This is a genomic window from Halorubrum salsamenti, assembly GCF_007671685.1.
GTDB lineage: Archaea > Halobacteriota > Halobacteria > Halobacteriales > Haloferacaceae > Halorubrum > Halorubrum salsamenti.
In genome coordinates, this window is the sequence record NZ_VCNL01000002.1 from 495,402 (window position 1) to 507,386 (window position 11,985).

Consider the following 11,985-nt stretch of genomic DNA (forward strand, 5'->3'; position numbering starts at 1 on the left):
ATCGGGGCGAAGACGCCTGAAACGCGTCGAAGCCCCGTCACATCGGTGACGTCGTCGCCCTCTCACCCGGCGGACTCCCGCCGGCTTTCGACCGACGACGGATAGGAATTCGTGAACGATCCGGATCGATCGTGTCTAATTCGCCGTTCAGTACGATCGACTCTTCGGCTCGTACGTCTTGTTCTCCCCTTCGAGGATCGTCGGCTTGTACCATAGCTCCGGCTTGCCGTCGTTCCACGAGACGAGGGTGTGTTTCAGCCAGTTCTCGTCTTTCCGCTCCTGGTGCTCCTTCCGCCAGTGGGCGCCGCGGAACTCCTCGCGCGCGAGCGCACCCATCGTGAGCGCCTCGGCGATGTCGAGGATGTTCCGGGTCTCCATCGTGTGGATGAGGTCGGTGTTGAACGTCCGGGACGGGTCCGAGACGGCCACGTCCTTGTACGCCTGGCGGGCCTCGCGGAGGTCGCCGAGCGTCTCCTCGAGCCGGCCCTCCTCGCGGAACACGTTGACGTTCGCGGTCATCGTCTGCTGGACCGTCGAGCGGATTTCGGCGTGGTTGCGGCCCTCCCGCGAGAGCAGCTCTTCGACGCGGGCCTCGGCGCGCTCGACCTCGGCCTCAAGCACGCCGTCGGGGTCCGTCGCCACCGCACCGCCGTCGGCCGCGGCGGAGCCCCGTCCGCCCACCTCGCCGACCTCGACTTCGAACTCGTAGTCGGCGGGGTCCCAGTCGCCCTCCTTACCGGTCGTGATCTCGGCCTCGCCCATCTCCTCGCCGGCCGCGTGGCGTCCGGCCCGCTTACCGAAGACGGCGAGTTCGGGCAGTGCGTTTCCGCCGAGGCGGTTCGCGCCGTGGACGGAGGCGCAGGCGCATTCGCCGGCGGCGTAGAGGCCGCCGATGACGGTCTCGCCGAACTCGTTCGTCTCGATGCCGCCCATCGCGTAGTGTTGCCCGGGCTTGACCGGCATCGGCTCCGTGAGCCCGTCGGCGCCCTCGAAGTCCTCCGCGAGGTGGAGGATGTTCTCCAGCCGGTCGAGGATGCGCTCCTCGCCGAGGTGGCGCATGTCGAGGTGGACGTACTCGTCCTCGATACCGCGTCCCTCGTTGACCTCGGTCAGCTCGGCGCGCGAGACCACGTCGCGGGAGGCGAGTTCGCCGTCGTTGTTCGCGTAGCCGTGTTCGAACATGAAGCGCTCTCCCTCCTCGTTGTAGAGGATGCCGCCCTCGCCGCGGACTCCCTCGGAGATGAGGACGCCCGTCGACGGCAGCGTCGTCGGGTGGAACTGGATGAACTCCATGTCCTCCATCGGGACGCCCGCGCGGTACGCCATCGCGACGCCGTCGCCGGTGTTCGCGACCGCGTTCGTGGTGTGATCGAACACCTGCCCCATCCCGCCGGTCGCGAGGATGACGCCGTCCTCGGCGCGGAAGCCGCTGACCTCACCGCTCTGAATGTCGTAGGCGACGACGCCGTGGCAGGTCCGGTCGGCCGGATCGTCCTCGTCGGTGACGGCCAGCTCCATCACGTGCCACTCGTCGTACACCGTGATACCGCGTTTGACCACCTGCTCGTACATCGTGTGGAGCATCTGGTGGCCGGTCTCCGCGCCGGCGTACGTCGTCCGGGGGAAGGAGAGCCCGCCGAACGGCCGCTGTGAGACGCGCCCGTCCTCCTCGCGGGAGAACGGCATGCCCCAGTGTTCGAGCTGGATGACCTCCTCCGGGCTCTCCTGACAGAGGGCCTCGACCGCCGGGGCGTCCCCGAGGTAGTCGGACCCCTTCATCGTGTCGTAGGCGTGGTCCTCCCAGGAGTCGGCGTCGCGCAGCGCCGCGTTGATGCCCCCTTCGGCCGCGCCCGTGTGCGATCGGACCGGATGGAGCTTCGAGACGATGGCCACGTCGGCCCCCGCTTCCTGTGCCGCGATCGCCGCTCGGAGTCCCGCCCCTCCGGCGCCGACAACGATAACGTCGTGTTCGTGCATTGTTGTATGGTATCTCGTTAAATTTGGAGTCCCTTGAGCGTGTCTACCGTGCTCACCAGAACTTCAGGTTGTTCTTGACGGCCTCGCGTTTCAGCTCCTGGATGTGCTCGGTAAGGGGGATGTCCTTCGGACACACCTCGGTACAGGAGAACTGGGTCTGGCACCGCCAGACGCCGTGTTCCTGTTCGATGATCTCCAGCCGCTTCTGTTTGATGTCCTCGCCCTCGCGCTCGTCCATCGCGAACCGGTACGCCTTGTTGATCGCGGCGGGGCCGAGGTACTCGTTGTCGCCGGCTGCGATGTTACACGAGGACATACACGCGCTACACCAGATACACCGGGTCGACATCTTGACCTTCTCGCGGTTCTCCCGCGTCTGGCGCTGCTCTTCGAGTTCCCCGTCGGGGTACTCGTTCGTCTGGAAGTACGGCTCGACGGCCTCCATCTGGTCGTAGAAGTGCTCCAAGTCGACGACGAGGTCCTTCCGCACCTCGGCGTGGGGGAGCGGCTCGACCCGGATCGGCTGTTCGAGCTCCGAGATCTGGGTCTTACACGCCAGCTTCTGGCCGCCGTTGACGAACATCGCGTCCGAGCCGCAGACGGCCTGCCGGCAGGAGTGCCGGAACGTGAGCGAGGAGTCGTACGTGTCCCGCGAGTACATCAGCGCGTCGAGGACGGTCATCCCCTTCGTGAACGGCACGTGGAACGTGTCGAACCGGGGCTCCTGTTTCCCCTCCACTTCGGGGTCGTACCGGAACACCTTCAGCTCGACCGTCTCCTCGTCGGCGGCGGCCTTCTCGGCCTCTTCGGCCTGCCGGCGCGAGCGCTCCTCCGCGGCGCGCCGTCGCTTCTCTTCTCGACGCTCGTCGCCCTTCGAGGGGACCTCCGCCTCGGCGTCGGTTTCGTTCGATTCCTCCGTCTGTGTCGGTGTCTGCGTACTCATAGTTCAGAGCAGTGGGAAGCCGCCCGCCCACGCGTTCGCCGTCCGAATCCCCTGGAACAGCAGCACGACGCTCGCGGCCACGAGCGTCCACTTGACGACCGTGCGTTTGGTTCCGGTGAGCCCCTGATTGATAAGGGCGTTGTACACGCCGTTGACCCCGTGGAACGTCGCGGTCACGAGGAACAGCACCATCAGCGAGTAGTAGCTCAGCTGCTCCATCCGCGCCGAGCTCGCCGCGAGCGTGACCTCGTCGGCGTGGTGGACGAAGTGGAGCAGGAAGAAGTGGAACGCTAACACGACGATCAGGAACGCCGCCGTGACGCGCTGGAGCAGCCACATCCGACCGCCGGAGTTGAACGAGGAGTAGCGCTCAGCCATCTCAGAACGCCCCCGCGATGAAGGTCGGAACCGACGCGACGGTGATCGCCCCGGTCAAGATCAGTGACGCGTAGAAGCTCTTGTCCTGTGCCTCGAGTCCGACCCCGAGGTCGACGAGGAGGAGCCGAGTGCCGTTGAGCATGTGGAAGACGGCGACCGCGAGCAGGCCGACCTCCAGGATGCGCACTAAAAGCAGCCCTTCGAGGCTGACGATCGTCCCCGTGAACACGTCCGTCTCTGACCCCTGGAACATCATCGTCGCGCCGTCGGCTGCCGGGATCGCTGTACTCAACACGGCGATGTGTGTGAACAGATAGCCGATGAGCACCCACCCCGTGAACTTATGGAAGATCCAGGCCCACATCCCCGCTTGGAACTCCCGCCAGCGGCTGAAGTCCTCGATGAGGCCTCGATTGTACGACTGACTCATACCTAACGGTTCTGAACCGGGGTCGTATAGTAGTTACTAACACGGCGGGATCCACCCCGACGGATCTCCCATCCCGTTCGGGTATGAGCCACCGTGACACGGCGGAGTCGCTCGCGGAAGCCTTTTATGTGTTCCTCCCGGTCTTACGAACGCAATGGCGAAAGGCGAAGTTGACTTCTTCAACGACACTGGCGGCTACGGATTTATCGAGACTGACGACGCGGACGAGGACGTGTTCTTCCACATGGAGGACGTCGGCGGCCCGGACCTCGAAGAGGGTCAGGAAGTCGAGTTCGACATCGAAGAAGCGGACAAGGGTCCGCGCGCGACGAACGTCACCCGCCTGTAACTCCGGCGACGACGTTCAGGGTTGTATCGGCTTTTCGACTGTTCTACGCCTCTGAGTGACTTCTTCACCCGGCGTAGCGGCGGATCGTTCTCCGACCGATAGGGATTTACCGACCGTTGACTGACTGGTCAGTCAATGAGCGACGAGCCGAGTGCGGCCGACGAGATCATGGACGGGGTCTACCGCGCGCTCCGCGCCCACGGCTACGCCGACGTGACGATGCAGGACATCGCGGACGAGTGCTCGAAGAGCAAGTCGCTGCTCCACTACCACTACGACACGAAGGAGGACCTGCTCGTCGCGTTCCTCGATCACGTCATCAGCGACTCGGAACGGCGGATCGCGGCGCACGCGGACGACCCGCCCGCGGAACGGCTCGCGGGGTTCATCGGATGGTTCGTCTTCGAGCCCGGGGCGGTCGATCGCGAGGCGTTCCACATCGCGCTCCTCGAACTCCGCACGCAGGGGCCGTTCAACGAGCCGATCCGCGAACAGCTCGCCCGGAGCGACCGGCTGCTCCGCAGCACTGTCGTCGACATTCTCGACTCGGGCATCGAGGAGGGCGTCTTCCGCGACGTCGACGTCGAGGAGACGGCGGCGCTACTGGTCGCGACCCTTGACGGCGCGCGGACGCGACAGATCACGCTGAGCCGCGGTGCCAACGCCGGCGACGGTGACGAGTCGGACGGGGACGGTTCGGACGCGGACGCTCCCGGCCGCGAGCCGAGCGACGACACGTCCGGGATCGGCGATACCGGCGATCGGCCCGAGCCGACGTACACGCGGGCGGTCGCGGAGGCAACGTTCCGGCGGATCGTCGAGCCGCTCCTCGCGGAGGGCGCGGAGCTACCGTCGCTCGAAGCGGGGATCGCGGCGATGACGCCCGTCGACGAGGACGGAACCGAATGACCGACGGTTCGAGCCGGGGTGACTGACGTGGGGGCCTTCGGGATCGACCGGCCGCCGACCGTGCTGCTCGCGGTGATCGCCAGCACCTTCTTCGTCGGCTTCGGCGGCGGCGTCGTCTTCCCGATCCTCCCGAACCTCGGCGCGGTCCTCGGTATCTCGGCGTTCATGGTCGGCGTGATCCTCTCCGCGAACCGGTGGGTGCGGCTCGTCGCGAACGCGCCGGCCGGCGCCCTCGTCGACCGATACGGGACGCGAACCCCGTTCGTCGCCGGACTGTTCGTCGAGGGCGTCGCCACGCTCGGCTACGTCGTCGCGCTCGCGATGCCGTCCGTCGAGTCGCTCCGACCGCTCGCGGCGTCGCTGCCGACGCTCGCGGCCGGCCCGATGACCGTCGGCCCGGAGGGGTGGTTCGCCGCGATCGCGGTCGCCGTCGCGCCCGAGACGTGGTTCCTGCTCGCGCGGGTCCTCTGGGGGCTCGGCTCCGCCGCGGTGTTCGCGACCGCATACACCATCGCCGCGGACCTCTCCGACAGCGGTTCGCGGGGGACGAACATGGGCGTCGTCCGGGGCGGGATCACGATGGGGTTCCCGGCCGGACTCGTGCTCGGCGGGGTCGTCTCCGCGCTCGCGGGCAACGTAGCGGCCTTCGCCGTCGCCGCGGCGTTCGCGCTGACCGCAAGCGTCGTCGCCTACCGCTACGTCCCGGAGACGCACGTCACGGGCGACCGGTCGGGAGACTCGATCAGGCCGTGGGACGTCGACACCGCCGTCCCCGCAGTGACGGTCGGGCTGGTGAACTTCGGGCTCATGTTCGCGTACATCGGCGCGCTGTTCTCCACGCTCGTGCTGTTCCTCGGCGCGAACGACATCTCCCTGTTGGGGCTCGCCCCGCAGGGGACCTCCGGGCTGTTCATGGCCGGCACGGTCCTCTCCGCCTCCTTCTTCATGCTCGTCGGCGGGCGGATCTCGGACACCCGCGACTCCCGGACGCCGATACTGTTGACCTTCCTCGTGGTCTCGTTCGTCGGCTTCCTGCTGCTCGCTCGGGCCGGGTCGGTCGTCTCGCTCGCGCTCGCCTGCGTCTTCATCGGCGCCGGGCAGGGCGGGACGAGCGGCCCGATGATGGCTCTGCTCGCTGACCTGACTCCCGACGAGCGAATGGGCCGGGCTTCGGGGACGAACAACGTCCTCGGCGACGTGGGCGGCGGCCTCGGTCCCATGGTGTCGCTGCCGCTGATCGAGTCGGTCGGCTTCGCGCCCATCTACGCCGCCTGCGCGGTGCTCCCGCTCGCCGCAGGCGCCGTGCTGCTCGTCGGCGTCCGCCGCGAGACCGGGACGTTCCTCCCCGGGCGCACCGCGGGCGAGACGGGGTCGGGAGACGGGCCGACTGCTCCGGACCCGTAGCCGACGGCCATTCATCGACCATCCGCCGCTGCGTCTTAATACGCCGACACGGCCGCCGGCGCGCCGCCGATCGACCGAAGGGCGCGAGGAGCCCGCGAGGGAGGCGGCGGGGCGGCGCGGCTCCGCCTGCGCCGCCCCGTCCGCCGAGGTTGGAGAGGCGCGAGGTGCGGTTGCGGTCCGGGGCGGTCCGGGGTGGTTACGGATGGGGCCTTAAAGGGGGCTTGAAGGAGTTCTCCGCCGATTTGCGGTCAACCACTTTTAAGCGATCGACTGGGAATTCGGAGCTGTTCACTGCGAAAGAACACTTATAAGCGCATTCTCACTTCGACTCGTTGCGTTACGCGAAGTAACCGCCGCGCTGTGGTCGATATCGGAAGTGTGCGAACCGCTGGCTCCCCCTGCCCGAAAGAACAACCGTTAAAAGTCGCCATCGGGTTCGTACGGATATGGCTGGAACTATCGAAGCGCTCGTCCCCGGCGGGCAGGCCAACCCCGGCCCGCCGCTCGGTCCCGAGCTCGGGCCGACGCCGGTGGACGTTCAGGACGTCGTGTCGCAGATCAACGAGGAGACCGCCGCGTTCGACGGCATGGAAGTGCCCGTCACCATCGAGTACGACGACGACGGCTCCTTCACGATCGAGGTCGGCGTCCCGCCGACGGCCGAACTGATCAAGGACGAGGCCGGCTTCGAGACCGGCTCCGGCGAGCCCCAGGAGGACTTCGTCGCGGACATGTCGATCGAACAGGTGAAGAAGGTCGCCGAGCAGAAGTCGACCGACCTGCTCGCGTACGACGTGAAAAACGCCGCCAAGGAGGTCGGCGGCACCTGCGCCTCCCTCGGCGTCACCATCGAGGGCGAGGACGCCCGGACGTTCGACGACCGCGTCGACGCCGGCGACTACGACGACGTCCTCGAAGCGTAACGCCGCGTTCGCGCCTTTTCGCTCCGTTCGTTTCTCACCGTCGCCTACATTACGGCCCCTTCCGCGGGCTCGGTCTCCGCCGTCTCGGTCGCGACCGGCCGCACGTCGGTCCACGTCCAGCCGATGATGGCGGCCGCGGCGACGATCGCGTAGAACTGTACGAAGAACCCGGCGATCGTCCCGACGACCGGAACGACCGAAAGCAGGCCGATCGCTACCGAACCGGCGAACACCACCGCGACGGCGGTGAGCCAGCCGACGGCGTACGCCCGCTTCGTGACGACGCTCCAGAGCGTGCCGACCGCGAAGCCGTCTCCGACGCGCCCCGAGTCGGCGACCGCGGCCAGCGCGGCCGGCGTCACGTAAACTCCGGCGAGCGAAACGACAAGCGCGACGACGACGAGCAGCAGCGCCAGTAACCCGCCGACCAGCCCACCGAAGAGGCCGCCGGCGCCGTTACCGGACCCGACGACGGCCGCGCCGATGCCGAACACGGCGGCGACCGCGAGGACCGCGAGCGGTAGCAGCGAATAGACGAACGTGACGGCGAACGCCTTCACCCCCTCAATGAGGAGGTCACCCCACGCCTCGAAAGCCGGCGGCTCGTCGTCGCCGTCGGCCGTCCCTCGGATAACGCGCGTGAGGTACCCGAGCACCAGGAACGAGGGGATCAGGAGCGGACTCGCGAGCAACAGCACTCCGCCGATCGCGACCGTCACGACGGCGTCCTCGCCGTCGCGCAGGTAGTTTGCTGATTCTGACAACATGGGTGATCCCCTATCACAACGCGCCGAGAGGTCTTAACGTCGTACGGTCGTTTCACCGGGAAACGCAGTCGTCGGTCCTGCTCGAATGTGTGAACGACGCGGACGGCGCCCACGGCGGTTTTATTTCCGAATCTTACTGATGGTCTGCTATGCCCGATCTCAATCCGATCGCCAAGCGCATCCACAACGTCCAACCTCGACCCGTCCGACTCACCCTCGACGACGGCGAGACGGGCGTCTTCGAGTTCTCCTCGACCGAGTTCTTTCAGCGGGAGTTCCGCGGCGAGGGCGTCCGCACCGACGGCGACGGCGACGCCGAGTTCCGGCTGATCACCTCGGACGACTACGAGTCCGTGCTGCTCGGCCGGTCTGGTCCCGACGAGGAGGGGTGGACGGTCGTCGGCGAGGTGGTCGAGGCCGCGCGCGCGGACGGCTGATCGTCGACCTCGCCGCACACCCCCGCTCCTGACCTCCCACTCACCGAACGACGGTAACGGGGACCTCGGCGCGGCGGACCACGCCCTCGGCGACGCTCCCGAGGAGGACCCGAGAGATCCCGGTCCGGCCCTGGCTCGCTAACACGACGTGGTCGAACGGTTCGCCGGAGGCGTCTTCTTCGCCGACCGGCTTCTCGCCGCCAGCCACGGCGAGGATCGTTCCCGTTGGCCGCCCGACCTCCAGTCGCGTCTCCACCTCGCGGTCGACCGCCTCGATCGCTTCGGCCAGGACTCGCTCGCCGCGCTGCTTGGCGCTGTCGTACCACTGGTCGGCGGCGCCGGGGAACCCGCCCTCCGCCCCCGTCGCCGAGTCGGCGGGGTTGATCACGTGTAGTGCCGTCAGCTCCGCGTCAGGCCACTCGGACGCCGCGAACTGGAGTGCCTCTCTCGCCTCCGTCGATCCGTCGATCGCAACGAGGATTCGTTTGGCCATGTGCGCGCTTCTCTCGCTCGGCTTAAAAAGGGCGGCGGCGGCTCCGACGCGGCGGTAATCGGGACCGAGTGCGCTCGCTCAATCCCCGTGTCGCGTCACGCACTCCGAGAGCCCGATCAGCTCCACCGGCTCGGAGTTGTCCGGGGAGTAGACCACCATCTGTCCCTTCTCCATGTACGGCACCTTCCCGGCGAGGTTGGCGGGGATGTTGACGCTGGAGATCGCGTCCTCGTCGCCGAGGTTCAAGACTATCTTGGTGTTGACCTGCTTGAACACGGACTCGGCCACGTCCTGCGGGTCCTGCGTGATGAGGAACAGGCCGAGCCGCTCCTTGCGGCCCTGCTTGGCCGCCTCCGTGAACTTCTGGACGACCTTCCGGGCCTGCACCGTGTCGGCGTCGGCGAGGAAGTTGTGCGCCTCGTCCATCCCGATGAGGAGGGGGGTCTCCTCGATCCGGTCGCTGTCGGGGTCGTTCGAGAGCTTGTCGTCGACGAGCAGCCCCGAGACCGCGAGCACGACTATCTCCTTCTGCCGGGAGGTCGGCAGGTGGTAGGTGGGAACCACGGAGAGCCCGCCGGGCCGGACAAGGGTGTGGTCCAGCTCCGTGATCGGCTTCGCGTCCTGGTCGAACACGCCGCCGGGGACGCCGCGGACCCGCCGTTTGACGGCGTCGAACGTCGCCTCGTGGACGCGACCGCTCTCGTCGAGCTCCTCTTTGAGCGCCGGATCGTCGAGGTACGAGAGGAACTGGCTGTAGGTCCCGTCGTCACCGTAGTCACGGAAGAAGCGGTTCAGCAGGGTCAACAGCGCGGGGTACTGGTTCTCGTTGAGCCCGGAGCCGGCGACGAGCCACGGCATGTCCCGCGCCAGCGAGAAGGGGATCGTGAACTCCACGCGCTCCGCACGGTGCCCCTCGCCGGGGTACGTCGCGTTCGCGGCCCGCGGCACCAGCGCGACGGTGTCGTCGTGGCCGCCGTGGGCGATCCCCTCGCGGTCGAGCCGCCGCGCGAAGTCGGCGTCGAGGTCGGGGTTGTCGTCGTGCATCTGCGCGTACTCGTCCTGCGGGTCGAACTGGACGACCGCCATCCGCGACTCCCGGCCGTCGCCGGTCGGGTAGGTGCGGTCCGAGTCGAGGTACTGCCGGAGCACGTTCTTGGAGGCGTGGGTCTTCCCCGATCCGGTCCCGCCGGCGACGAGGGTGTGCCGGAACGCGAGGGGGTCGCCGTCGGCGTAGTCGTCCTTCACCCGGTAGTCGACGGTGGGCGGCTCCGCGGCCGTCCGCACCTTCTCGCCGCCGACGGAGAGGTGGCCGAGGAAGACGCCGTCCTCGGGGATCTTCAGCCCGGTCTTGATCTCGGCGTCGTCGGAGGCCTCCTCGACGACCGCGCCCGGCTTCGGCACCCGGTCGGTCATCCGCCGCTTCATGTCGTCGCCGGAGCCGTACACGACCGACATCGGCTCCAGCTCGGCCATGAACTTGTAGTCGCGCTCGGCGAAGTCGTCGCGGCGCATCTGCCGGCGGGCGTGGATCTCGGTGGCGTCGTCCGACCGGAACTCCTGTGCGTACTCCAGCCCGGTGATCCGACAGAACAGTCGCTCGCCGTCCGGGTACGGGATCAGGAGGTACTTCCCGAGCCGGACCGCCTCGCGGTTCCCCGTCGTGACGAACGCCTTCAGCGTCGTCTCCTCGGCCTCCTCGGCCACGCGGAGCCCCTGCGAGACCGAGACGACGCCGAGCCCGGTGTCCTCGCCGGTCGGCTCCACGTCGTACGCGGCGAACTCGTCGTCGGACGAGGCCTCGCTGCCCTCGTCGATTGCTCCCCCGCCGTCGGTCGTGCCCGCGCCGCCGCGGTCGGCGTCACCGGGCTCGGCGTCACCGACTCCAGCGGTCGCCGGGGCGGCGTCGTCGGCGTCTCCGCCGCCGTCACCCTCGTCGTCGCCGAACTCGGTGAAGTCCTCCAGCGTCATGGCGGACCCACCGCGTCCCACGCCGAAAGCATTTCGGCCTCGGCGTCCGATTCGGGAGCGTCCTCACGGGCCCCTTTTGAGTCTCCGGACCGTATTGGTGACATGATACTCGTTCGCGGCAGCGGCGGCGGAACGGATCTCACCGGGACGGTGTTCGAGCGCGGTGAGGAGCCCCCCGCCTACAAGGGAGCACCCGACGAGGACGCCCCGTACGTCTGGGTGTGCGACTCCTTCTACGAGGTCGAGAGCGGCGGGTCCGCACTCCTCGTCGACGGCGAGGAGATCCGGGTCGCCTTCGAGGAGCCGATGCCCCGCGGGTTCGACACCCGCGATCAGGCCCTGGACGCGGCCAAAGAGCACGTCCGGACCCAGTTCGCCAGAATCGGCGTCGACCCCGACGGCGTCGAGGTCGAGGTGACGAAGGAAGATCCGGCCTGAGAGCGTCACTTCTCTCGACATCTCTGACTTTTCGTTTTCCCCGATTCCCCCGATTCCCCCGATTTCCCCGTTTTCCCGGTTCTCTTCGCGGCGTGGCTCGTGCGTCTCACGGCGTTCACAGCGACGGGAAGCGGCGTCGTCGCTACCGCGCCGTCGGCGCGCGAAGGGTGACCTGCAGTCGACCGACTACTCGAGGAGTGGAAGCGAAGCGATCGGTCACCGACGCGCGTTCGGCCCGCGCAGTGGCCCGCGACGGCCGAACTCGACGTGCCCGAGGCCCTCGGTACCGAGACGCTGCAGCCAGCGATGCCGCTACTCTTCGCCGCCGAGCGCCTCCTCGTCGTCCGCGTCACACACCCCGAGCGGGAGGCTCTCGGTGTGTGCGGCGTCGGCGTCGAGCCCTTCGTAGGCGTCGTCGATGAGCCGGACCAGTTGCATCTCGGGGCTCACACCGCGGGCGGCCGCGAGCGCGGCGAGCCGCTCGTACTGCTCGTCAGGCACGGACACCGTCCCGTCGTTCATACGCGCCGGTCCGACCCGGAAGTACAAAAACGTTGTTCGGAATTCGG

At 67.9% G+C, this 11,985-nt stretch carries 14 protein-coding genes; 6 read left to right on the plus strand and 8 right to left on the minus strand.

Going from position 1 to position 11,985, the window contains the following annotated elements:
* Positions 1-147: 147 nt before the first annotated feature.
* From FGL94_RS06985 to sdhC, 4 genes are read right to left on the minus strand one after another with little or no spacing between them, the layout of a single operon-like run.
* Positions 148-1,977, minus strand: a complete 1,830-nt coding sequence (locus FGL94_RS06985; protein ID WP_144922619.1) for an FAD-binding protein — start codon at positions 1,975-1,977, stop codon at positions 148-150.
* Positions 1,978-2,029: 52 nt separating this feature from the next.
* Positions 2,030-2,920 carry a succinate dehydrogenase/fumarate reductase iron-sulfur subunit gene (locus FGL94_RS06990; RefSeq protein ID WP_144922622.1) on the minus strand — a complete coding sequence of 297 codons (891 nt, stop codon included), beginning with the start codon at positions 2,918-2,920 and terminating at the stop codon, positions 2,030-2,032.
* A 3-nt stretch (positions 2,921-2,923) separates the two neighbouring features.
* Positions 2,924-3,298: a succinate dehydrogenase gene (locus FGL94_RS06995; protein WP_144922625.1), complete on the minus strand. Its 375-nt coding sequence runs from the start codon at positions 3,296-3,298 to the stop codon at positions 2,924-2,926.
* Position 3,299: 1 nt separating this feature from the next.
* Complete coding sequence (sdhC, locus tag FGL94_RS07000; RefSeq protein WP_144922628.1) at positions 3,300-3,728, minus strand: succinate dehydrogenase, cytochrome b556 subunit; 429 nt, start codon at positions 3,726-3,728, stop codon at positions 3,300-3,302.
* Positions 3,729-3,882: 154 nt separating this feature from the next.
* Between sdhC and FGL94_RS07005 the strand changes: the two genes are divergently transcribed.
* The 4 genes from FGL94_RS07005 to FGL94_RS07020 all read left to right on the plus strand — a co-directional run bounded on the left by FGL94_RS07005 (position 3,883) and on the right by FGL94_RS07020 (position 7,313).
* Entirely contained in the window at positions 3,883-4,077 is a 195-nt protein-coding gene (locus FGL94_RS07005) for a cold-shock protein (protein WP_004046659.1), read from the plus strand.
* Between the two features lie 135 nt (positions 4,078-4,212).
* Positions 4,213-4,986, plus strand: a complete 774-nt coding sequence (locus FGL94_RS07010) for a TetR/AcrR family transcriptional regulator (protein ID WP_144922631.1) — start codon at positions 4,213-4,215, stop codon at positions 4,984-4,986.
* A gap of 27 nt (positions 4,987-5,013) precedes the next feature.
* The gene (locus FGL94_RS07015; RefSeq protein ID WP_144923740.1) at positions 5,014-6,390 is read left to right on the plus strand and encodes an MFS transporter; all 1,377 of its coding nucleotides are present in this window, start codon (positions 5,014-5,016) and stop codon (positions 6,388-6,390) included.
* A 446-nt stretch (positions 6,391-6,836) separates the two neighbouring features.
* Entirely contained in the window at positions 6,837-7,313 is a 477-nt protein-coding gene (locus FGL94_RS07020; RefSeq protein ID WP_099255597.1) for a 50S ribosomal protein L11, read from the plus strand.
* 44 nt (positions 7,314-7,357) lie between these two features.
* On the opposite strand, the gene FGL94_RS07025 is transcribed toward FGL94_RS07020, so the two are convergent.
* Positions 7,358-8,080 carry a DUF4013 domain-containing protein gene (locus tag FGL94_RS07025; protein WP_144922634.1) on the minus strand — a complete coding sequence of 241 codons (723 nt, stop codon included), beginning with the start codon at positions 8,078-8,080 and terminating at the stop codon, positions 7,358-7,360.
* Between the two features lie 149 nt (positions 8,081-8,229).
* On the opposite strand from FGL94_RS07025, the gene FGL94_RS07030 reads away from it, so the two are divergent.
* Entirely contained in the window at positions 8,230-8,517 is a 288-nt protein-coding gene (locus FGL94_RS07030; protein WP_144922637.1) for a transcriptional regulator, read from the plus strand.
* A 40-nt stretch (positions 8,518-8,557) separates the two neighbouring features.
* On the opposite strand, the gene FGL94_RS07035 is transcribed toward FGL94_RS07030, so the two are convergent.
* Positions 8,558-9,010 (minus strand): universal stress protein, encoded by a 453-nt coding sequence (locus FGL94_RS07035; RefSeq protein ID WP_144922639.1) that lies wholly within the window; start codon positions 9,008-9,010, stop codon positions 8,558-8,560.
* 78 nt (positions 9,011-9,088) lie between these two features.
* On the minus strand, positions 9,089-10,978 hold the full coding sequence (locus tag FGL94_RS07040; protein ID WP_144922641.1) for an ATP-binding protein: 1,890 nt from the start codon (positions 10,976-10,978) through the stop codon (positions 9,089-9,091).
* Positions 10,979-11,080: 102 nt separating this feature from the next.
* Here FGL94_RS07040 and FGL94_RS07045 point away from each other — a divergent pair, with 102 nt between their 5' ends.
* On the plus strand, positions 11,081-11,416 hold the full coding sequence (locus tag FGL94_RS07045; RefSeq protein WP_144922644.1) for a DUF7113 family protein: 336 nt from the start codon (positions 11,081-11,083) through the stop codon (positions 11,414-11,416).
* Between the two features lie 312 nt (positions 11,417-11,728).
* Here FGL94_RS07045 and FGL94_RS07050 read toward each other — a convergent pair whose 3' ends face one another.
* Positions 11,729-11,938 (minus strand): hypothetical protein, encoded by a 210-nt coding sequence (locus FGL94_RS07050; protein ID WP_144922647.1) that lies wholly within the window; start codon positions 11,936-11,938, stop codon positions 11,729-11,731.
* Positions 11,939-11,985 lie beyond the last annotated feature (47 nt).

What these genes read in the sequence shown, in the direction of transcription:
- FGL94_RS07030 (WP_144922637.1), top strand. Translation starts at nt 8,230, where the DNA reads ATGCCCGATCTCAATCCGATCGCCAAGCGCATCCACAACGTCCAACCT.
- FGL94_RS07005 (WP_004046659.1), top strand. Translation starts at nt 3,883, where the DNA reads ATGGCGAAAGGCGAAGTTGACTTCTTCAACGACACTGGCGGCTACGGA.
- FGL94_RS07020 (WP_099255597.1), top strand. Translation starts at nt 6,837, where the DNA reads ATGGCTGGAACTATCGAAGCGCTCGTCCCCGGCGGGCAGGCCAACCCC.
- FGL94_RS07040 (WP_144922641.1), bottom strand. Translation starts at nt 10,978, where the DNA reads ATGACGCTGGAGGACTTCACCGAGTTCGGCGACGACGAGGGTGACGGC.
- FGL94_RS07010 (WP_144922631.1), top strand. Translation starts at nt 4,213, where the DNA reads ATGAGCGACGAGCCGAGTGCGGCCGACGAGATCATGGACGGGGTCTAC.
- sdhC (WP_144922628.1), bottom strand. Translation starts at nt 3,728, where the DNA reads ATGAGTCAGTCGTACAATCGAGGCCTCATCGAGGACTTCAGCCGCTGG.
- FGL94_RS07050 (WP_144922647.1), bottom strand. Translation starts at nt 11,938, where the DNA reads ATGAACGACGGGACGGTGTCCGTGCCTGACGAGCAGTACGAGCGGCTC.
- FGL94_RS06995 (WP_144922625.1), bottom strand. Translation starts at nt 3,298, where the DNA reads ATGGCTGAGCGCTACTCCTCGTTCAACTCCGGCGGTCGGATGTGGCTG.
- FGL94_RS07045 (WP_144922644.1), top strand. Translation starts at nt 11,081, where the DNA reads ATGATACTCGTTCGCGGCAGCGGCGGCGGAACGGATCTCACCGGGACG.
- FGL94_RS06985 (WP_144922619.1), bottom strand. Translation starts at nt 1,977, where the DNA reads ATGCACGAACACGACGTTATCGTTGTCGGCGCCGGAGGGGCGGGACTC.
- FGL94_RS06990 (WP_144922622.1), bottom strand. Translation starts at nt 2,920, where the DNA reads ATGAGTACGCAGACACCGACACAGACGGAGGAATCGAACGAAACCGAC.
- FGL94_RS07025 (WP_144922634.1), bottom strand. Translation starts at nt 8,080, where the DNA reads ATGTTGTCAGAATCAGCAAACTACCTGCGCGACGGCGAGGACGCCGTC.
- FGL94_RS07035 (WP_144922639.1), bottom strand. Translation starts at nt 9,010, where the DNA reads ATGGCCAAACGAATCCTCGTTGCGATCGACGGATCGACGGAGGCGAGA.